22 protein-coding genes are annotated in these 18,547 nt (G+C 69.5%); 14 read left to right on the top strand and 8 right to left on the bottom strand.

Annotation, left to right across the window (positions count from 1 at the left end; translation table 11 throughout):
* Positions 1 to 105 precede the first annotated feature (105 nt).
* From KLK06_RS24005 to KLK06_RS23990, 4 genes are all read left to right on the top strand, one after another.
* On the top strand, positions 106 to 873 hold the full coding sequence (locus KLK06_RS24005; RefSeq protein WP_214637808.1) for a DeoR/GlpR family DNA-binding transcription regulator: 768 nt from the start codon (positions 106 to 108) through the stop codon (positions 871 to 873).
* A gap of 185 nt (positions 874 to 1,058) precedes the next feature.
* Positions 1,059 to 2,351, top strand: a complete 1,293-nt coding sequence (locus KLK06_RS24000) for an extracellular solute-binding protein (protein WP_214637807.1) — start codon at positions 1,059 to 1,061, stop codon at positions 2,349 to 2,351.
* Between the two features lie 63 nt (positions 2,352 to 2,414).
* Entirely contained in the window at positions 2,415 to 3,365 is a 951-nt protein-coding gene (locus KLK06_RS23995; RefSeq protein WP_214637806.1) for a carbohydrate ABC transporter permease, read from the top strand.
* Positions 3,365 to 4,192 carry a carbohydrate ABC transporter permease gene (locus tag KLK06_RS23990; protein ID WP_214637805.1) on the top strand — a complete coding sequence of 276 codons (828 nt, stop codon included), beginning with the start codon at positions 3,365 to 3,367 and terminating at the stop codon, positions 4,190 to 4,192. Before KLK06_RS23995 ends, KLK06_RS23990 begins: the two co-directional genes overlap by 1 nt.
* A 57-nt stretch (positions 4,193 to 4,249) precedes the next feature.
* Here the strand turns inward: KLK06_RS23990 and KLK06_RS23985 are convergent, their stop codons facing one another.
* Together KLK06_RS23985 and KLK06_RS23980 are read right to left on the bottom strand one after the other, a co-directional pair.
* Entirely contained in the window at positions 4,250 to 4,801 is a 552-nt protein-coding gene (locus KLK06_RS23985; protein WP_214637804.1) for a methyl-accepting chemotaxis protein, read from the bottom strand.
* Between the two features lie 143 nt (positions 4,802 to 4,944).
* A complete protein-coding gene (locus KLK06_RS23980; protein WP_214637803.1) occupies positions 4,945 to 6,711 on the bottom strand; it encodes a long-chain fatty acid--CoA ligase in 1,767 nt (588 codons plus the stop codon).
* A gap of 104 nt (positions 6,712 to 6,815) precedes the next feature.
* On the opposite strand from KLK06_RS23980, the gene KLK06_RS23975 reads away from it, so the two are divergent.
* Genes KLK06_RS23975 through KLK06_RS23945 form a run of 7 tightly spaced genes read left to right on the top strand, consistent with a single transcriptional unit; the run spans position 6,816 to position 12,403 of the window.
* Positions 6,816 to 7,583 carry a metallophosphoesterase gene (locus KLK06_RS23975; RefSeq protein ID WP_214637802.1) on the top strand — a complete coding sequence of 256 codons (768 nt, stop codon included), beginning with the start codon at positions 6,816 to 6,818 and terminating at the stop codon, positions 7,581 to 7,583.
* Positions 7,584 to 7,604: 21 nt separating this feature from the next.
* On the top strand, positions 7,605 to 8,042 hold the full coding sequence (locus KLK06_RS23970; RefSeq protein WP_214637801.1) for an SRPBCC family protein: 438 nt from the start codon (positions 7,605 to 7,607) through the stop codon (positions 8,040 to 8,042).
* A 1-nt stretch (position 8,043) separates the two neighbouring features.
* Positions 8,044 to 9,201, top strand: coding sequence for an ArsA family ATPase (locus tag KLK06_RS23965; RefSeq protein WP_214637800.1), 1,158 nt, complete (start codon positions 8,044 to 8,046; stop codon positions 9,199 to 9,201).
* Positions 9,194 to 9,601: a DUF5304 domain-containing protein gene (locus KLK06_RS23960; RefSeq protein ID WP_214637799.1), complete on the top strand. Its 408-nt coding sequence runs from the start codon at positions 9,194 to 9,196 to the stop codon at positions 9,599 to 9,601. Before KLK06_RS23965 ends, KLK06_RS23960 begins: the two co-directional genes overlap by 8 nt.
* Positions 9,602 to 9,616: 15 nt before the next feature.
* Positions 9,617 to 10,549 (top strand): ROK family glucokinase, encoded by a 933-nt coding sequence (locus KLK06_RS23955; protein ID WP_214637798.1) that lies wholly within the window; start codon positions 9,617 to 9,619, stop codon positions 10,547 to 10,549.
* Positions 10,550 to 10,562: 13 nt separating this feature from the next.
* Positions 10,563 to 11,255, top strand: a complete 693-nt coding sequence (locus KLK06_RS23950; RefSeq protein ID WP_214637797.1) for an endonuclease/exonuclease/phosphatase family protein — start codon at positions 10,563 to 10,565, stop codon at positions 11,253 to 11,255.
* A 38-nt stretch (positions 11,256 to 11,293) separates the two neighbouring features.
* Complete coding sequence (locus tag KLK06_RS23945; protein ID WP_250905888.1) at positions 11,294 to 12,403, top strand: hypothetical protein; 1,110 nt, start codon at positions 11,294 to 11,296, stop codon at positions 12,401 to 12,403.
* A gap of 25 nt (positions 12,404 to 12,428) precedes the next feature.
* Here the strand turns inward: KLK06_RS23945 and KLK06_RS23940 are convergent, their stop codons facing one another.
* Positions 12,429 to 12,890, bottom strand: coding sequence for a hypothetical protein (locus tag KLK06_RS23940; RefSeq protein ID WP_214637796.1), 462 nt, complete (start codon positions 12,888 to 12,890; stop codon positions 12,429 to 12,431).
* Between the two features lie 46 nt (positions 12,891 to 12,936).
* Positions 12,937 to 13,695, bottom strand: a complete 759-nt coding sequence (locus tag KLK06_RS23935) for a carboxylesterase (protein WP_214637795.1) — start codon at positions 13,693 to 13,695, stop codon at positions 12,937 to 12,939.
* 147 nt (positions 13,696 to 13,842) lie between these two features.
* On the opposite strand from KLK06_RS23935, the gene KLK06_RS23930 reads away from it, so the two are divergent.
* The gene (locus KLK06_RS23930; protein WP_214637794.1) at positions 13,843 to 14,544 is read left to right on the top strand and encodes a 1-acyl-sn-glycerol-3-phosphate acyltransferase; all 702 of its coding nucleotides are present in this window, start codon (positions 13,843 to 13,845) and stop codon (positions 14,542 to 14,544) included.
* A gap of 4 nt (positions 14,545 to 14,548) precedes the next feature.
* Here KLK06_RS23930 and KLK06_RS23925 read toward each other — a convergent pair whose 3' ends face one another.
* Positions 14,549 to 15,004 (bottom strand): MarR family transcriptional regulator, encoded by a 456-nt coding sequence (locus tag KLK06_RS23925; RefSeq protein ID WP_214637793.1) that lies wholly within the window; start codon positions 15,002 to 15,004, stop codon positions 14,549 to 14,551.
* A gap of 85 nt (positions 15,005 to 15,089) precedes the next feature.
* On the opposite strand from KLK06_RS23925, the gene KLK06_RS23920 reads away from it, so the two are divergent.
* The gene (locus KLK06_RS23920) at positions 15,090 to 15,518 is read left to right on the top strand and encodes a DoxX family protein (protein ID WP_214637792.1); all 429 of its coding nucleotides are present in this window, start codon (positions 15,090 to 15,092) and stop codon (positions 15,516 to 15,518) included.
* Positions 15,519 to 15,603: 85 nt separating this feature from the next.
* On the opposite strand, the gene mmuM is transcribed toward KLK06_RS23920, so the two are convergent.
* From mmuM to KLK06_RS23905, 3 genes are all read right to left on the bottom strand, one after another.
* Positions 15,604 to 16,470 (bottom strand): homocysteine S-methyltransferase, encoded by an 867-nt coding sequence (gene mmuM / locus KLK06_RS23915; protein ID WP_214637791.1) that lies wholly within the window; start codon positions 16,468 to 16,470, stop codon positions 15,604 to 15,606.
* An 88-nt stretch (positions 16,471 to 16,558) separates the two neighbouring features.
* On the bottom strand, positions 16,559 to 17,377 hold the full coding sequence (otsB, locus tag KLK06_RS23910) for a trehalose-phosphatase (protein ID WP_214637790.1): 819 nt from the start codon (positions 17,375 to 17,377) through the stop codon (positions 16,559 to 16,561).
* A gap of 42 nt (positions 17,378 to 17,419) precedes the next feature.
* Complete coding sequence (locus KLK06_RS23905; RefSeq protein WP_214637789.1) at positions 17,420 to 18,115, bottom strand: Crp/Fnr family transcriptional regulator; 696 nt, start codon at positions 18,113 to 18,115, stop codon at positions 17,420 to 17,422.
* 72 nt (positions 18,116 to 18,187) lie between these two features.
* Between KLK06_RS23905 and KLK06_RS23900 the strand changes: the two genes are divergently transcribed.
* Positions 18,188 to 18,451, top strand: a complete 264-nt coding sequence (locus tag KLK06_RS23900) for a YciI family protein (protein ID WP_214637788.1) — start codon at positions 18,188 to 18,190, stop codon at positions 18,449 to 18,451.
* Positions 18,452 to 18,547: the final 96 nt, after the last annotated feature.

The following is an 18,547-nucleotide window of genomic DNA, read 5'->3' as shown; positions in this document are numbered from 1 at the left end:
CCCCCCTGAACCATCACAACCGAGCACGGGCCTTGAACTCCGCAGGTGGCGTGTCATGATGCGTCCGAATGGCATGTCGGAAACTGTTGAGAACTGGGTGATGCGATGCTCGCCGTCCAGCGACAGCAGACAATTCTGGAGCTCGTACGGCTGAACGGCGCCGTCAAGGTGGTCGATCTGGTGCGCGAGTTCGGGGTCTCGGACATCACGATCCGCCGCGACCTCGAGCTGCTGGCCGAGCGGGGGCTGCTGGCCAAGGTGCACGGAGGCGCGACCGTCATCGGCACCGGTTCGACCGATGAGCCGGGCTTCGCCGTCAAGTCGGTCCGGCAGGAGAACGAGAAGCTGGTCATCGCCCGCCGCGCGGCCGGGATGGTGCTGCCGGGCACCGCCGTGGCACTCTCGGCCGGGACCACGACCTGGACGCTCGCCCACCAACTGGTGAACCTGCCCGGCCTGACCGTGGTGACCAACTCGGTGCGGATCGCCGACGTCTTCCAGCACGGGGGCCGGCCGGACCAGACGGTGGTGCTGACGGGTGGCGTACGCACGCCCTCGGACGCGCTCGTCGGCCCCGTGGCGGTGGCCGCGATCCGGCTGCTCAACGTGGACGTGCTGTTCCTGGGCGTGCACGGGATGACCACGCGGGCCGGCTTCACCACCCCGAACATGATGGAGGCCGAGACCGACCGCGCCCTGGTCGAGGCCGCGAGCAGCCTGGTCGTGCTGGCCGATCACACCAAGTGGGGGACCGTGGGCATCAGCACGATCGCCCGGCTCAGCGAGGCCGACGTGGTGATCTCCGACGGCGGGCTGCCCGAGACGGCCAGGACGGCGCTGGCCGAGCAGGCAGGCGAACTGGTCATCGTTTGATCTCGCCGCGTGAGATACCAATCCGATCACATGGCGTGCGTTGGGCTTGAGTGATCCTACCTTTCTGCGGCTTCAAGCCTTATCTTGACAGGGCTTGGCTGTTACCCGTAGTAGTGGTCCTACCTATCGCACGCATCAGTTTCGCGCCCCCACCGAATGATCGGATGAGTGAGAAGGGTGGCACAGTGAACAAGCTGTTCGCGGCTGGGGCGATGACACTCGCCGTCGCTCTCGCACTGAGTGCCTGCTCAAGCGGTACGCCCAGTGGAGGCCAATCCTCGGCGCCGGCATCCGGCGGCAAGCAGAAGGTCTCCTTCCTGGTGTTCCCTTCGCCGAACCTGCCGGAGTCGTACTGGAAGGCCCAGGTCGATCTGGTGACCAAGGCCAACCCCGACCTGGAGGTCGAGCTGGTCGCCGCGCCCTCGGAGTCCGAGCGCAACGACTATGCCAAGCAGCTGGCCGCCTCCGGGCAGCTGCCCGACGTACAGATCGGCATGCAGGACCTGATCGCCCTGGAGCCGAGCCTGGCGACGTGGACGCCGGGCGAGCTCAAGGACTTCCTCTGCCCGACCTGCGGCGCGGTCAACGGCAAGGTCCTCCAGTTGCCGACCAACACGCAGACGATCCCGAACGTCTACTACAGCAAGAAGCTGTTCCAGAAGGCCGGCATCGCCGAGCCGCCGAAGACCTACGCCGACCTGCTGGCCGACGCCGAGAAGCTGAAGGCCACGGGCATCACCCCGTTCGTGTCCGGCGGCGTGTTCGTCACCTCCCAGCCGTGGACCGCCATCCTGGCCACGGACCTGTACGCCAAGACGCCCGACTGGATGACCAAGCGGCGCAACGGCGAGGTGAAGTTCGCGACCGACCCGGCCATGAAGGCCGCCACGCAGAAGTTCACCGACCTGGCCGCCAAGGGCTACCTCGACAAACGGCAGATCGGGCAGGACTATCCCAAGACGCAGGAGGCCTTCCTCGGCGGCAAGGGTGCGATGTACCCGATGGGCAGCTGGTTCGCCGCCGCGGCCGACGCCTCGGACATGAAGGATGACATCGGGGTCTTCGCCTGGCCCGGCGACGACGGCAGCCTGCACATGCCGACGTTCACCGGCGGCGGGCTGTCCGTCAGCGCGACCGCCAAGAACATGGCCGCCGCCAAGAAGTTCGCGCTGGCCTTCCAGCTCACCAAGGCCAACCTGGACGCCTCGGTCAAGGCCGACGCGCTCTTCCCGGCGATCAAGGGCTACACGCCTCCGCCGGACACGGGCCCGGTGTTCAAGGCCGTCTACGACCTGTGGCAGAAGGCGCAGAACGAGAAGGCGACCGTCCCCGCGTTCAGCTGGGAGGCCGGAGACACGGCGATGCTGCCCGGCATGCAGGGCAAGTTCTGGTCCACGGCCCAGGACCTGGTCAGCGGCAAGAAGACGGTCGACCAGGCATTGGCCTTCCTGGACACCGAGTGGGAGAAGTCCGGCTGATCCGGCGGGGCGGGCCGCCGAGCGCGCCCGCCCCTTCACCCTGACTAGGAGGGGTCTGGCCTGATGGCCGCTGGCACCACCATCCACCATCACAAATCCGGCCATGCGCAGGCCCGAGCGCGCCGGCGACGGTCGGGCGGCAAACGGGCCGGGCTGTGGCACTTCCTGTCCTTCGCGGCGCCGGGCACGCTCATCTACTTCTGCCTCGTCGTGCTGCCGATCACGCTCAGCTTCGGCTACAGCCTGACCGACCAGGCGCTGCTGCGGCCCAAGACCCACTTCGTCGGCCTGCGCAACTACGAACTGCTCCTGCGGGACGACACGTTCCTGCAGTCGCTGCGGGTGACCACGATCCTCACGCTGATCGTGGTCATCGTGCCGAACGTCCTGGGCGTCGCCATCGCGGTGCTCCTCGACCGCCGCGGCTGGCTCTACAACGCGCTGCGCAGCGTCTTCTTCACCCCGATGGTGATCAGCTCCGTGGTCATCAGCGTCATCTGGACGCGCATCCTCGCCGACGACGGGCCGATCAACCAGGCGCTCCGGGCGCTGGGCGTCAGTGAGCCGCCGGGCTGGCTGTCCGACCCGGACATCGCGCTCTACTCGCTGTCGTCGATCGTCTGCTGGCAGATGCTCGGCTTCTGCGTGGTCGTCTATCTCGCCGGGCTCCAGGGCGTACCCCAGGAGCTGGCCGAGGCGGCGGCGATCGACGGCGCGGGGCCGGTGCGCAGGTTCTGGAGCGTCACCTGGCCGTTGCTCGCCCCCGCGCTCACCATCAACACCGTGGTCCTGCTGATCTCCGCGTTCAAGATCTTCGACCATGTGAAGGTGATCACCAACGGCGGCCCCGGGACGGGGACCACCGCGAGCGTGGCGCTCGTCATTCTGAATGAGGGGTTCGTGGAGAACCGCACCGGCTACGCCTCGGCCGAGGCGGTCGTCATGCTGATCGTCATCGCGCTGCTGTGCGTGATCACGCTGCGCGTCCTGCAGCGCAGGGAGGTGCAGCTCTGATGCGCTCCACCGTGCCATGGCTGCGCCCGCTGGTCGCGCTGGTCGTCGGCGGGGTGTTCTTCATCCCCCTGTACATCGCGCTGATCAACGTCTTCAAGGAGAGCAGGCAGGTCGCCAGCGGGGCCATGTCGCTGCCGATCCCGCCCACCTTCGACAACCTGATCCGGGTGCTGACCAGCCCGGACAGCCTCTTCTGGTCGTCGCTGCGGACGAGTGTCCTGGTCACTTCGCTGTCGATCGTCATCCTGACGCTGCTGTCGGCCATGCTCGGCCACTACCTGGCCCGGCAGAACACCTGGTGGTCCCGGGTGATCATGGTGCTGCTGCTGTGCGGGCTGATGATCCCGCCGCAGGTGATCCTGATCCCGATCACGCAGGTGCTCAAGGCGCTCGGGCTGATGTCGACGCTGCAGGGCCTCGTGCTCTTCAACGTCGGGTACTACGTGCCGTTCGGGGTCTTCGTCTTCTCCGGCTTCATGAAGGGCGTGCCACGGGAGCTGGAGGAGGCCGCGGCCATCGACGGGGCCACGCGGTGGCAGACGTTCTGGAAGATCGTCTTTCCGCTGCTGCGGCCGGCGACGGCCAGCGTGCTGATCTTCCTCGGCGTGTGGATCTGGAACGACTTCCTCAACCCGCTGATCATCTACGGGCCGCGCGAGGGGACCACGATCATGACGGGCATCTACAAGTCTCTCGGGCAGTACGCGGCGGACTTCGGCGGCATGTTCGCGCTGATGTTCCTGGCGACGCTGCCGATCCTGGTGTTCTACCTGCTGCTGCAGAAGCAGTTCGTCAAGGGGCTCACGGGGGGTGCGACGAAGGGCTGACGCCGCACAGCGAACAGCCCCCGGCCTGCGCTGCCGGGGGCCGTTCGGGTGGCTGCGCTAGTTGACGTCGAGCTTGCGCTGGATGGCGAGCAGGATGTGGGTCATCTCCGTCTGAGTCGACTGCATCTGGTCGACTCTCCCGACCATCTGGTCGACCGTGGCGCCCATCTGGTCGACCGTGGCGCCCATCTGGTCGACCGTGGCGCCCATCTGGTCGACCGTGGCGCCCATCTGGTCGACCGTGGCGCCCATCTGGTCGACCTTGGCACCCATCTGGTCGACCTTGGCGTCCATCTGGTCGACCTTGGCGTCCATCTGGTCGACCTTGGCGTCCATCTGGTCGACCTTGGCACCCATCTGGTCGACCTTGGCGTCGATCTGGTCGACCTTGGCGTCGATCTGGTCGAACCTGGCGTCGACCTGCTCGAACTTGGCGTCGATCTGGGCGAACTTAGTGGTGACCTTGTCGTCCAGCCGCTTGACCCGGTCCGCGACGCCGTTGATGCGCTCTGTCAGATCCTGCGCCACCTCGACCTGGTCGGCGCGGATCTTGATCAGCTCGTTCTCGATGTCGGTGCCGAACTGAAGCGCCGAATCCTTGATGCCCATGGGTCTTCTCCCCTACCTTCGAAGGTAGGGACCGGGGATGTAAAGGATCTCCGGTCCCGATTGCCTTCACAGGTTAACGCGAGGAAGTCAAGACTGCCTAGCGAATGTGGCACAACGGGTGGCGGTTTCTATACCCAGCGTAGTCATTTGTACAGAGCGTCCACATCCTCGGCGAAGTCCCGCATCACCACGTTGCGCTTGATCTTCAGAGTCGGCGTCAGATGGCCGCTGTCCTCGGTGATGTCCACATCCAGGATCGCGAACTTCTTGATCTGCTCCGCCTTCGACACCGCCCGATTGGCCGTGTCCACGGCCTTCTGGACCTCCGCCAGGACGCGCGGATCCGTCCGCAGCTCACTGAGCGTGGCCGACGGCAGGCCGTTGGCCGTCTTCCACTGGTCCAGCGCCTCCGGGTCCAGGGTGATCAGTGTCGCCACGAACGGCTGCCCGTCGCCGACGATCATGGCCTGGGAGATCAGCGGGTGCGCCCGGAGCGCGTCCTCCAGCGGGCCAGGGGCGACGTTCTTGCCCGCCGCCGTCACCAGGATCTCCTTCTTGCGGCCCGTGATGCGCAGGTAGCCGTCGGCGTCGAGTTCGCCCACGTCGCCCGTGTGGTACCAGCCGTCGGCGTCGATCGCGTCGGCCGTCGCCTGGTCGTTGTGCCAGTAGCTCTGGAAGACGTTGCGGCCCTTGGCCAGGATCTCGCCGTCGTCGGCGATGCGGATCGACACGCCGGGCAGCGGCTTGCCGACCGTGCCGATCTTGTTGGCGCCCGGCATGTTGACCGAGCAGGGGGCCGAGGTCTCGGTCAGGCCGTAGCCCTCGAACACCTCGATGCCGACGCCCCTGAAGAAGTGGCCGAGCCGGTCGCCGAGCGCCGAGCCGCCGCACACCGCCGCCGACAGACGGCCGCCCGTGGCCGCGCGGATCTTGCCGTACACGAGCCGGTCGAACAGCGCGTGCCGCAGGCGCAGGCCCAGGCCCGCGCCGCCGGAGCTCTCGGCCTTGCTCCACGCGACGGCCGTGTCGACGGCGCGGGCGAAGATCGCGCCCTTGCCGCCCGCGATGGCCTTCTGCTCGGCGCCGTTGTAGACCTTCTCGAACACGCGGGGCACGCCCAGCAGGAACGTCGGCTGGAACTCGGCCAGGTCCGGGGCCACGTTCTTCATGTTCGGGGTGTGGGCCAGGATCGCGCCCGCCTCGATGATGGCGACCTGGATCATGCGGGCGAAGATGTGCGCGAGCGGCAGGAACAGCAGGGCCGCCGTCCCCTTGGTGGTGAAGAGCTGCTCCAGGGGGCCCGCCACCACGTTGCGGGCGGTGAACAGCAGGTTGTCGTGGGTGATCTGGCAGCCCTTGGGGCGGCCGGTGGTGCCCGAGGTGTAGACGACCGTGGCCAGGTCGGCCGAGCCGACCCGGGCGCGCCGCTCCTCGAAGGCGGCGTCGTCCACCCCGGAACCGTCGAGCGTCTCATCCACGCGCCAGACGGGCTTCAGGCCGGGCGCGGCCTCGCGTACCGTCTCCTCGTGCGTGTCGAGCTCGACGAACACCGCCTTGGGCTCGCTGTCGGACAGGATCCACCGGACCTGCTCGACCGCCGACGTCTCGTAGATCGGCACGGTGACCGCGCCGATGGACCAGATCGCGTAGTCGATCAGCGTCCACTCGTAGCGGGTACGCGACATCAGCGCGACCCGGTCGCCGTGCTCGACGCCCGCCGCGATCAGTCCCTTGGCCAGCTCGACCACCTGGTCGCGGAACTCGGCGGCCGTGACGGCCGGCCAGCCGCCACCGGACTTGCGCCGCATGACGACCGCGCCGGGCTCCTGCTCGGCCCGCCTGAACACCGTGTCGGGCAGGCTCGCGGAGGCAGGTACGTCGACCAGCACCGGGACGCTGTACTCGCGCACGAATCAACTCCTCTTCGGGGGACCGCCTGGGACGCTATCGCGTGGAATTACCCACGGGTAGGGGTGATTCTCACGCTAGCAGCCACTCTCATAGGATTTCCCGCATGAGGGTCCATGTCATCAGCGACGTACACGGCAGGGCCGACGCGCTGGCGGGAGCGGGCGCGGGCGCCGACGCGCTGATCTGCCTGGGGGACCTGATCCTCTTCATCGACTACGACGACCACGCGCAGGGCATCTTCCCCGACCTGTTCGGCGCCGAGCGGGCCGCGGAGTTCATCCGGCTCCGTACGGCCAAGCGCTTCGACGAGGCCAGAGCCATGTCGGCGCGGCTGTGGTCCACCCTCGAAGGCGACCCGCGCGAGCACATCGAACGCAACGTACGCGCCCAGTACGAGCAGCTCTTCGCGGCCATGCCCGAGCCCGCCTACCTCACCTACGGCAACGTCGACCTCCCGCGCCTGTGGCCCGACTACCTCCAGGACGGCCATCGGGTGCTCGACGGGCAGAGCGTGGAGATCGGCGGCTGGCGGTTCGGCTTCGTCGGCGGCGGGCTCAAGACCACCTACCGCACGCCGTACGAGATCAGCGACGAGGAGTTCGCCGCCAAGGTCGAGGCGGTCGGCGAGGTCGACGTGCTGTGCTGCCACATCCCGCCCGCGGTGCCCGAGCTGCTCTACGACGTGGTGGCCAGGCGCTTCGAGCGCGGCAGCGAGGCGACGCTGGCGGCGATCAAGCGGACGCAGCCGCGCTACGCCCTCTTCGGGCACGTGCACCAGCCACTGCACCAGCGCACCCGTATCGGGCGCACCGAGTGCGTGAACGTGGGTCATTTCCGGGGAAAGGGGGTTCCGTTCATCCTCGAATGGTGACCAGACCGGTACGGTGGTCGCATGGCTGATCGCACCACTTCGAGCATCACCATCGGCGCGGATCGCGCCGCTGTGATGGCCGTCATCGCCGACTTCGCGGCCTACCCCGAATGGGCGGGGCAGGTGAAGAACGCCGAGATCTTGAGCATCGGGGCCGACGGCAGGCCGGAGACGGTGCGGTTCGTGCTGGACGCCGGAGTGATCAGCGACACCTACGCCCTCGGCTACACCTGGCAGGACGACGAGAGCGTCCGCTGGCAGGTCGTCGAGCCGGGCAAGATGCTCTCCGAGCTGGCGGGGAGTTACCTGCTGGCCGACACGGGCACTGGTACGGAGGTGACGTACGAGCTCGCCGCCGACCTCAAGGTCCCCATGATCGGCATGATCAAGCGCAAGGCGGAGAAGGTCATCGTGGAGACCGCGCTCAAGGGCCTCAAGAAGCGCGTCGAAGGGCGCTGAAGTGAGCCCGCGGGTTCTGCTCTTCACCGGCAAGGGCGGCGTGGGCAAGACCACGGCCGCCGCGGCGACCGCCACACTCGCCGCCAAGCGCGGGCTGAAGACGCTGATCGTGTCCACCGACACCGCCCACTCGCTGGCCGACGCGCTCGGCGTCGAGCCGGGCGAGATCGCGCCGGGGCTGCACCTGCACCAGGTCGACACCCAGAAGACGCTGGAGCGCCACTGGGGCGAGCTGCAGGAGTACGCCAGAGGAGTGCTGACCGAGCTGGGCCTGGACGAGATCACCTCCGAGGAGATCACCATCCTGCCCGGCGCCGAGGAGATCATCGCGCTCCTGGAGCTGCGTGAGCACGCCCGCGAAGGACGCTGGGACGTCATCGTCGTCGACTGCGCGCCCACCGCCGAGACCCTGCGCCTGCTGGCCCTGCCCGAGGCGCTCGACTGGCACATGACCAGGCTGATGCCGGTCGGCCGCAAGCTCATGAAGATCGTCTCGCCGTTCGTGCGCAGTGTCGCCCATGTCAGCGCGCCCGGCGAGGAGGTCATGAGCGCGGGGGAGCGCCTCCACCGCGGCCTGCTGGAGGTGCGCGAGCTGCTCACCGGCGAGCACGCCTCCGTGCGCCTCGTGCTGACGCCGGAGTCGGTGGTGCTCGCCGAGGCCAGGCGGACCCTCACCTCGCTCAACCTGTACGGCTACCGCGTCGACGCGGTGATCGCCAACCGGGTCTTCCCCTCCGAGGGCGCCGACGAGTGGCGCGCCCAGTGGGTGGCGGCCCAGTCGAAACTGCTCGCCGAGGCCGAGGAGTCGTTCGCGCCGCTGCCCATCCACGTGGTGCCGTACCTTCCGGCCGAGCCGGTCGGCAAGGACGCGCTGGCCGAGGTGGGCGCGGCGATGTACGGCGAGGCGGATCCGTTCGCCGACCCCGACGTGGAGCCGCCGCTGCGGCTGTCCGCCGACGAGCTGACCCTGGCCCTGCCGGGCGCCGACCGGGCCGATGTGGACCTGGCGCGCAAGGGTGACGAGCTGATCATCACCGCCGGACCGTACCGGCGGATCCTGGCCCTGCCGGCGGCGCTGGCACGCAGGAGGATCAGCGGCGCGGCGCTCCGCGACGGCGTGCTCCGGGTACGGTTCACAGCAGGAGGGCCAGATGACTGAGCGCAACGACAGAGACCCGATCGGCACCGTCACGGACGAGGCGCGCAAGCTGTTCGACACCATCCAGGGGCGGGCCACCCGCCAGGTCGGCAGGACCGTGCTCAACTCCTTCACCGGAGGCGGAGCCGGTGGCGGCAGCAAGGACAAGGACGTGTGGAGCGAGGCGGTGTCCGAGCCCCACGATGAGTACATCTGCCGCGCCTGCCCGGTCTGCCGGGCGATAGCGGCACAGCGGGAGTCCGGCAACGACGTCGCCGGGCACCTGGTGGCGGCCGGCGGCGAGCTGTTCGCCGCCTTCCGCCAGACGATCGACGCGCTGAGCAGGCCGGCCCCTCGCAGGCCGCGCGACGATCGGAGCGGCGAGCGCCGCGACAACGTAGAACACATTGATTTGGGATAGAGGGGACACAGGGGCATGCTCACGATCGGTGTGGACATCGGTGGCACGAAGGTCGCCGCGGGCGTGGTCGATGACGACGGCACGGTCGTCGCCCAGGCGCTCAAGCCCACTCCGGCCGACCGGCCCGACCAGGTCGCCGCGACGGTGGCCGAGGTCGTGCGCGAGCTCGCCCAGGACCGGGAGATCGAGGCCGTCGGCGTGGGCGCGGCCGGGTTCGTCGACGAGACCCGGTCGATCGTACGGTTCGCCCCCAACCTCGCCTGGCGCGAGGAGCCGCTGCAGAAGAAGATCAGCGGGCTGATCGGGCTGCCGGTCGTCATCGAGAACGACGCCAACGCCATGGCCTGGGGCGAGGCCAGGTTCGGCGCGGGCCGCGGCCAGTCGCACATCGTCTGCATCACGGTCGGCACCGGCATCGGCGGCGGCTTCGTCTTCGACGGCAAGCTGTTCAGGGGCCACTGGGGCATGGGAGCCGAGCTCGGCCACATGCAGGTGGTGCCCCACGGGCGGCTGTGCGGGTGCGGTCAGATCGGCTGCTGGGAGCAGTACGCCAGCGGCAACGCCCTGGTCGCCGAGGCCAGGCACATCGCCGCCGTGCAGCCGAAGCGGGCCGAGATCCTGCTCGGCCTGGCGGGCGGCAAGATCGAGGGCGAGGAGGTCACCGAGGCGGCCAAGCTGGGTGACGAGGCGTCCCTGCTCGCGTTCGCCAGCCTCGCCGACTGGCTCGGACAGGGCATGGCCGACCTGGCCGCGGTCCTCGATCCCAGCTGCTTCATCGTGGGCGGCGGGGTCTCCCGCGCGGCCGAGTTCTTCCTCGACCGGACCCGCGAGACGTTCGCCCAGAAGCTCACGGGCAGGGGGCACCGGCCGCTCGCCGAGATCCGGCTGGCCGAGCTGGGCGCCTCCGCGGGAGTCGTCGGCGCGGCCGACCTCGCCAGGCTGCGCTGACCGGTTCCGCGCGATGCTCCGCGTGGCCACGTACAACGTCCGGGGGCTGCGTGACAGCGTGCCCGCGCTGATCCGCGTGATCGAGTCGATGCGGCCCGACATCCTGTGCCTCCAGGAGGCGCCGCGCTTCCTCAACTGGCGCGGCCGGCGGCGCGAGCTGGCCGAGGCGTGTGGGCTGCGGGTGGCGGCCGGGGGCAGGCTCGGCGGCGTCGCCGTGCTCGTCCGCCCCGGGATCGAGGTGCTGGGGGCCGAGCACCACGCGCTGAAGGTGTTCCTCGGCCTGGAGATCCGCGGGCTGGCCGTGGCGGTCCTGCGCGTCGAGGGGGTGCCGCTGGCCGTCGGCTCGATCCACCTCGACCTGCACCGAGCGGCCAGGCTGCGGCACGCGTACGAGGCGATGACGCTGATGCGGCGGGCGGCGGGCGCGTACGGCGCCGCCATCGTGATCGGCGGCGACCTCAACGAGCAGGAGACCGAGCCCACCTGGCGTTATCTGGCCGGGCAGCTCACCGACTGCCATCCGGCCGCGCCCCGCGGCGACGGGCTGACCTTCCCGGCCCGGCAGCCGCGCGAGCGCATCGACACGGTGTTCGCCGCGCGCGGTCTGACGGTCGTCTCGTGCGGCGGCGCGGACGCCTCCGACACCGACCTCGGGGCCGCCACCGACCACCTGCCGGTGCTCGCCGAACTGCGAGTCGGACCCTAACGGAGCAGGGGTGGGTCGCGAACCCGTAGCATTTGCTCATGACCCGTCGCTTTCAGCGGCGTGCGCTCACCCTGATCTTGGCGACGTCCGTGGCCTTGTCGCAGGTCACGCCCGCCGCGCATGCCGATCCCCACCCCGCCACGCTTGAGGCGTGGCAGCAGTCGACGAGCGTCCGCCTGGACGCCGACGGCTCGCTCTCCGACGTGACCGCGCTCTCTTCGGGCGATGTCTGGGCCGTGGGCCAGCAGGAGATCTGGGATGTGTGGAAGAACCGCGGCACGGTCCGCCACTGGAACGGCACGAGCTGGTCCGAGGTGACCCTGCGCGATGCCACCGGCGCCGGCAACCTGCGCGGCGTGGCCGCCACCTCGCCGTCCGACGTGTGGGCCGTGGGCGACGGCCACGACGGCCTGCCCTACCTCGCCCACGGCGACGCGGGCGGCTTCGACCGGGTCAGGGCGCAGGGGATGCGCGCGGGCGACTGGCTCGGCGGCATCGACGCCCGCCCGGGGCGGGTCGTGGCCGTCGGCAGCCGCGACGACTACGGGCTCATCCTCACCGGCCAGGCGGGTGCCTGGAGCGTCCAGGAGACCAAGGAGAAGGGCGCGCTCTACGCGGTGTCCAACGGGTTCGCCGTCGGTGACACCGGCAGCGCGCCGCTGATCATGCACTACTCCGGCGACGCCTGGAAGGCCATGCCGGTGCCCGAGATCCCCGGCGGCTACCTGCGCGACGTACAGGTCGACAGCGCCAAGCGGGCGCTGGCCGTGGGCGGCGTCTATCGCGGGGCCGACGAGGTCGATCCGCTCGTCCTGTCGTGGAATGGCAAGCGCTGGCAGCGGGAGAAGCTGCCCGAGACCGAGTCGCGTCTCTACGGCGTCACCGGTGACGGCAAGGGCCGCTTCTGGATCTCCGGCTTCGACCCGTCACGGGCGGCCGAGCCGTTCATGATGCGCTGCGAGAAGGGTGACTGCGAGATCATCCGGGGCGACGCCGCGAAGGGCAAGGACAGCGTGCGGTTGCAGGCCGCCACCTACCTCGCGAGCAAGGGCACGGTCTGGGCGGTCGGCCATGCCGTGGACGCCCGTGAGCGCTACACCGACGTGGTGGAGTCGTTCGGGCCCAGGGACCCTTCGCTGAACTCCTAGCCGGTCTCCAAGACGTGCGCCGGCCCTAAAGCACGGCGCCGTCGTCCCATCCGGAGTCGTTGGGCGGGCCGTCGCCCATCCGCACCACCAGCGCCACGAAGCCGCCGATGAACGCGGCCACGGCGGTGAAGAGCGCCCAGCCCTCCATCTGCCAGTTGGCCATCGCGGCGATCAGGAGGTAGGCCGGGCCACCGAACAGCGCCACCCAGGCCAGCTTGGTCGCCAGGTCGAGCTTGGGCAGGGGCGGCGGCACCGGTGGCTCGAAGCGCCCCTCACCGTCCTCGTCGAGGTCGTCGTCCTCGTCGCCCTGCTCCGCCTCCACGTCGGCGTCCTCGTCGGCCGCGGGTTTCAGCACGCGGTGGGCGGGCTCGACCGGGACGTTCTCGCTGTCCGGCCATGGCTGATGGGCCGAGTCGGGCTCGGCTGTGTCGTTGAAGGACGCGACGATCTGCCGCCAGACCTCGTCCTCGTCACTCTGGGGCGTCACCTAGATCGGCCTCTCCGCAGCGATCGCGACTTCCCCCTGGGTGCGATCAGTCCCTCTGCAAGGGTACCGAGGCATGTGTCCGGATGAAGTCGAGGCTACCGGCAAAGATCCTGTGGGCATCGTTGTCCAGCGTCGCAACATGGTAGCTATCGGTAAGCTCCTCGATCGTGGCCTGCGGTACGTTCTGGCGAATCATCGCCACACTTGCGGGTTTCACCACATGGTCCTCCGTGCTGTGGAAGACCAGCAGTGGCTGGGTCACCTTCACCAGGTCGGCCTGGACCAGTGACCACAGGCCGGGCAGCGAGGCGGCCGCCTTCACGGGCGTGCGCGCGTAGGCCAGCTCGGTCACGCCCGGCTTCTTGACGTCGTTCGCCACCCCGGGCACCGAGGGCAGGAACCACTTGAGCACCGGCGCCAGCATCAGCAGCGGCACGTCCCTGGTGATCGACGGGTTGACCACCACGACGCCTCTGATCGCCTCGCCATGCACCTCGGCCAGCCGCAGCGCCAGGCAGCCGCCCATCGACAGGCCCGCCACGAACACCTCCGCGCAGCGGCCCTGGAGGTCCTCGAACGCCTTCTCCACCTCGGCGTACCAGTCATCCCAGCGGGTGCGGTTCATCTCCTGCCAGGTGGTGCCGTGTCCGGGCAGGCGGGGGAGGGAGACGCTCACCCCGTGTCCGGCCAGATACTCGCCCCAGGGCCGCAGTGACTGCGGCGTGCCGGTGAAGCCATGGCACAGCAGTACACCGACCTGACCTGCTTCATGGTGATAGGGCTCCGCGCCTGGCATGAGCGGCATAACAGCTCCTCGAAGGGATTTCATCCCGGAATTGCCCGATCGTCGCACGATCGAGGGGGATTGTGCGAGAGGTGAGGTAGGAGCATCCGTCCTGAGATGCGAAGATGACTTTGCTTGCTGACAGCGCTCTCGAGAAGAGGTGGCCGGGTGTTCTACTGGGTGGTCAAGGCCATCTTGGGGCCGTTCCTCCGCGTCGTCTTCCGGCCGTGGGCAGAGGGTGTGGAGAACGTACCCAGGCAGGGGCCGGCCATCCTGGCCGGAAACCACCTGTCGTTCGCCGACCATTTCTTCGGGCCGCTGCATCTGCGCCGCAAGGTCATCTCGCTCGGCAAGTCCGACTACTTCACGGGGAGCGGCGTCAAGGGCTTCTTCAGCCGGCTGTTCTTCAGCGGCGTCGGCACCGTGCCCATCGACCGCTCGGGCGGCAAGGCCAGCGAGGCCGCGCTGCGCACCGGCATGCGGGTGCTGGGCGAGGGCAACATCCTCGGCATCTACCCGGAGGGCACCCGCTCGCCCGACGGCCGCCTGTACAAGGGCAAGACGGGCGTCGCCCGGCTGGCCCTCATGTCGCGGGTCCCGGTGATCCCGTGGGCCATGGTCAACACCTTCGAGATGATGCCGCCCGGCCACCCGCTGCCCAAGCTCGGGATCCGGCCCGGGGTGCGGTTCGGCAAGCCGCTCGACTTCTCCCGCTACTACGGGATGGAGGAGGACCGGCTGGTGCTGCGCGCCGTGACCGACGAGATCATGTACGCGCTCATGGAGCTGTCGGAGCAGGAGTACGTCGACAAGTACGCCGCCAGCGCCAAGGTCGAGATGGAGCGCGCGGCCCGGGCCGCCAAGGGCTGAGCGGTCACTGCCGCAGTGCCTGCTCCGTCTTGCACATGGCGGTGGTCATCGCCTCCAGCTCGCCGCGGGTCAGCCGGTCGATGAGGTAGGCCCGGACGACCTCCAGATGGCCGGGCGCGACGCGCTCCAGGCAGCTGACGCCCGCCTCGGTCAGAACGGCCAGCACGCCCCGCTCGTCGGACGGGCAGGTGGTGCGCTCGACCAGCCCCGCCCGCTCCAACTGCCCGATCTGGTAGGTCAGCGCGGACTTCGACACCACGACGCCCCTGGCCAGCTCCGTCATGCGCATCTGGCGGCCGGGGGCGTCGGCCAGTCGTACCAGGATCTCGTACTGCGGGTGCGTCAACCCGGCCGTGGCCTTGAGCTGCTCTTCGATGCGCCGCTCGAGCAGGTGGGAGGTGGACAGGAAGGCACGCCAGGCGGCCATCTCCGTCTCGTCGAGCCAGCGGGGGTGCGTCACACCGTCCAGTGTACTTGTTGTTCAGATTTGAACTTCTCGGCTAGAGTGCTGGTTCAAATCTGAACAACTGTCTTTTGGAGATCGCATGCTTGACCAGTCACGTTCCGTAGCGCTCCTGATCGCCCGGGTGGTCGTCGGGGGGATCTTCCTGGTGCACGGCTACCAGAAGTTCGCCACGATGGGGATCGCCGGGACCACCAAGTTCTTCGAGTCGGCCGGGATCCCGCTGGCCGCGGCCGCCGCTCCGGCGGTGGCGGTGTTGGAGCTCGCGGGCGGCCTGGCGCTGATCCTCGGCGTGGCGCTGCCCGTGGTGGGGACGCTGCTGGCGCTCGACATGGTGGGCGCGATCCTGTTCGTGCACGGGGCCAACGGGTTCGGGGTGGACAAGGGCGGCTACGAGTTCGTCCTGTCGCTGGCCGCGGGCGCGCTGGCCGTCGGCTTCAGCGGCGGCGGCGCGCTCGCCCTCGACCGCCTGCGGTCCCGCGGCCGCACCCCTGAGAACGTCGCGGCCTGACCTGCGCGGCCTGACCTGCGCGGCTTGATCTGTGCGGTGTCGTGGTCCCCGTTCTGCCGCCCCGCCGCTCGCCGCGGCGGGGCGCTCAGGACACGTGGGCGCGGATCTGCTTGATGTGCTCGGGAGTGGTACGGCAGCAGCCGCCGATGAGCGAGGCGCCGGCCCGTTGCCACTCCTCGGCCGCCTGGCCGTACTCGACGGGGTCGGCGGTGCCGAGCCACCGGCCCTGCCCGGAGTCCCAGCGTTCGCCGGAGTTGGGGTAGACGATCACCGGCAGGCCGCCGGAGAGCGCGCCGATGAGGCCGGAGATGTGGCGCGGCGCGGTGCAGTTGACCCCGACGGCCACCACCTGCGAGCTGCCGGCGAACAGCGCGGCGGCCTCGCCGATCGGGGTGCCGTCGTTGAGGTGCCCGGCGTCGCGGCAGGAGAAGCTCACCCACGCCTTGACCGACGGCGTCTCGGCGAGCAGCCTGGCCAGCGCCCGCGCCTCCGGGTAGGACGGGATGGTCTCGCAGGCGAGCAGGTCGGGCCCGACCGAGGCGAGGATCTCCCAGCGCGGCCGGTGCCACGAGAGCAGGCCCAGCTCGTCGAGGTCGTAGTCGCCGGTGTATTCGGCGCCGTTGGCCAGGTAGGCCCCGTAGGGACCGATCGAGGCGGCCACCAGCCCGCCCCCGGCCTCGTCGCGGGCCTGTCCGGCCAGCTCGACCGAGAGCCTCATCAGCCGCTCGGCCTGCGCCACGTCGAGCCCGCGCCGGACGAACCCCGGGATCGACGCCTGATAGCTCGCGGTCGTGCCCACGTCGGCGCCCGCGGCGTAGTAGTCGGCGTGCGCGCGCCGGATGAGCGCCGGATCCTCCAGCAGCAGCCGCGCGGACCACAGCTCGTCGCTCAGGTCGGCGCCGAGCATTTCGAGACGGGTGGCCAGGCCGCCGTCCAGGACAAGGGTGCTCACCCGTCCAGAGTATGGTGCCCCGCGTACCGGACAGGACTTTCCCGGTCGGTGACCGCCAGGTGAACGGCTCTAATGAACCACATAACTTTTATGGGGAATCCCGCTTGTCATGGAAAGCGCGGATTATCTCGTCGAGCATGGCCGGGACGTCCGCCGGGCCGGAGACGGTGAAATCCGCCTGCCGCGCCAGGTCGTCTCCTGTTTCCGGGTTGGTCACCGCCACTCTGACTCCGATGAACTCGGGATCGCCTTCCTCGCGCGTACGCAGGGCCTCGAAGGCGCGGGCGTCGGACAGGTCGTCGCCGAAGTACCAGGCCCTGGTCAGGGCGGTGGTCTCCGTTGCGACGACCGTGCCCTTGTCGCCAGGTACGGGCGGCTTCAGCTCGACCACCATCCGGCCCAGTTGCTCGGCCAGGCCCAGTTCGGCGGCCTTCGCCGACGACCACCTCTCCACCACGCCGCGCAGCGCCGGATCCGCTCTGTAGTGCAGCGCCACCATCAGCGCCTTGTCCTCCACCAGCACCTTCCCCGGCAGTTCGCGGGCGGCGTCGGCGACCAGGCGGCGGATGACCGGCGCCCATGGCTCGGCCTCCCCGGCGTTCCTGATCTCGCCGCCGATCACCGTCTGCAGGCCGTACAGGCCGAAGAGCCGCACGCCAGGGGCGGCCGAGAAGCGGTCGCGCAGGAACGCGGCGGGGCGCGCGGAGACGACGGCGACGCGCGCGAACAGCTCCGACAGCGCGCCCAGCCGTTCCACCGCCCCGGGGACGGGGAGTACCGCGTCCGGGTCGTTCATGACGGGGGCGACAGTGCCGTCGAAATCGAAGAAGAAACCCGATTCCCGAGCCGCGGAAACGGTGGCGGAGACCGCCTCGGCGAAGCGCAGCGGTGCGCGAGAGGTCGCCATGTACGGTGACGATAGAACAGGCCGCCGGACTCCGATAGACGCCTATTCGTATTTCCGGCGGGCTTTATCGCCGGCGTCGGCCGGGGTGGTCTTCGCGATGCGGGCGAGCGCTTCGACGTCCTTCACCGTCACCTCGCCGTCGCCGATCTCGACGAGCTCGCGACGCTCGAAGGAGCGCAGGGCCCGGTTGACGCTCACCCTGGTCGCGCCGATCTCGGCGCCCAGCCCGGCCTGCCCGGCATGCAGCCACACCCGGCCGCCCTCGCTGCGCCGTACCAGCCACTTGGCCACCCGCGCGGAGACGTCCAGCACCACCGCGTCGGTGAGCCGCTCGTCGAGGTCGCGCACGGTCTCGGCCAGCGTACGCATCAGCCGGGCCGCCACCGACGGCTCGGTGGCGATCGCCTCCAGTACGGCCACGCGCGGCAGGTAGGCCACCTCCACCGGCGTGACGGCCGTCAGCGTGGCCCGGTGCGTGCCCTCCACCAGGAGCGTCGTCTTGTCGAACGCCACGGGCGCGGCGTCCACGGCCAGCACCACCTCCCGGCCGTCCACGCTCACCCGCCCGGCCTTGACCCGGCCGTCGAGCAGGACGATCAGCTGGTCGGCCGGGTCGCCCTCGGTGCAGAGCACCTGCCCCGCCGGGTAGCGCCGCAGCCGCGCCACGGACTCCAGCCTGCGCAGGCCCTCCTCGCCCAGCTCGCGGAACATCGGGAGGGCGGCCAGCGTGTGCGTCATGTATCAGGTGATACACCACGGCTGTGCCGGGTGATGCGGCGGCCGTCTCGATGGCGGGCCTAACGTGCGGGCATGGCGAGATATGTGGTGCAGATGGCGTTCGACGGCGACCCCAGGCGGCTGGCGGCCCGGCCCGCGCATCGGGAGCATCTGCGGGTGCTTCGTGATGAGGGGCGGTTGGTGACGGCGGGGCCATGGGCGGATGACAGCGGGGCGTTGCATGTGTACGAGGTGGCCGATGAGGAGGAGTTGCGGGAGATCCTGCGGCGTGATCCGTATACGGCGGTGGACGGGTATGTGGTGGTGCTGCTCAAGGAGTGGACGCCGATCTTGTAGTCGCGTCCGGTGCTCGGTGGCGGCGGTGTCCGGTGGTGGCGGTGTCCGGAAATTTCCGGACACCGCCACAGGGTACACAGCCGGGCCAGATAGTGG

This window comes from Nonomuraea sp. NEAU-A123 (assembly GCF_018603905.1).
In the GTDB taxonomy this organism is placed as follows: domain Bacteria; phylum Actinomycetota; class Actinomycetes; order Streptosporangiales; family Streptosporangiaceae; genus Nonomuraea.
This window is presented reverse-complemented; position numbering and strand designations above follow the sequence as displayed.

What these genes read in the sequence shown, in the direction of transcription:
- KLK06_RS23985 (WP_214637804.1), bottom strand. Translation starts at nt 4,801, where the DNA reads ATGGGCATCAAGGATTCGGCGCTTCAGTTCGGCACCGACATCGAGAAC.
- KLK06_RS23900 (WP_214637788.1), top strand. Translation starts at nt 18,188, where the DNA reads ATGGCGAGATATGTGGTGCAGATGGCGTTCGACGGCGACCCCAGGCGG.
- KLK06_RS23920 (WP_214637792.1), top strand. Translation starts at nt 15,090, where the DNA reads ATGCTTGACCAGTCACGTTCCGTAGCGCTCCTGATCGCCCGGGTGGTC.
- KLK06_RS24005 (WP_214637808.1), top strand. Translation starts at nt 106, where the DNA reads ATGCTCGCCGTCCAGCGACAGCAGACAATTCTGGAGCTCGTACGGCTG.
- KLK06_RS23960 (WP_214637799.1), top strand. Translation starts at nt 9,194, where the DNA reads ATGACTGAGCGCAACGACAGAGACCCGATCGGCACCGTCACGGACGAG.
- KLK06_RS23935 (WP_214637795.1), bottom strand. Translation starts at nt 13,695, where the DNA reads ATGCCGCTCATGCCAGGCGCGGAGCCCTATCACCATGAAGCAGGTCAG.
- otsB (WP_214637790.1), bottom strand. Translation starts at nt 17,377, where the DNA reads ATGGCGACCTCTCGCGCACCGCTGCGCTTCGCCGAGGCGGTCTCCGCC.
- KLK06_RS23990 (WP_214637805.1), top strand. Translation starts at nt 3,365, where the DNA reads ATGCGCTCCACCGTGCCATGGCTGCGCCCGCTGGTCGCGCTGGTCGTC.
- KLK06_RS23995 (WP_214637806.1), top strand. Translation starts at nt 2,415, where the DNA reads ATGGCCGCTGGCACCACCATCCACCATCACAAATCCGGCCATGCGCAG.
- KLK06_RS23975 (WP_214637802.1), top strand. Translation starts at nt 6,816, where the DNA reads ATGAGGGTCCATGTCATCAGCGACGTACACGGCAGGGCCGACGCGCTG.
- KLK06_RS23945 (WP_250905888.1), top strand. Translation starts at nt 11,294, where the DNA reads ATGACCCGTCGCTTTCAGCGGCGTGCGCTCACCCTGATCTTGGCGACG.
- KLK06_RS23905 (WP_214637789.1), bottom strand. Translation starts at nt 18,115, where the DNA reads ATGACGCACACGCTGGCCGCCCTCCCGATGTTCCGCGAGCTGGGCGAG.
- KLK06_RS23950 (WP_214637797.1), top strand. Translation starts at nt 10,563, where the DNA reads ATGCTCCGCGTGGCCACGTACAACGTCCGGGGGCTGCGTGACAGCGTG.
- KLK06_RS23970 (WP_214637801.1), top strand. Translation starts at nt 7,605, where the DNA reads ATGGCTGATCGCACCACTTCGAGCATCACCATCGGCGCGGATCGCGCC.
- KLK06_RS23955 (WP_214637798.1), top strand. Translation starts at nt 9,617, where the DNA reads ATGCTCACGATCGGTGTGGACATCGGTGGCACGAAGGTCGCCGCGGGC.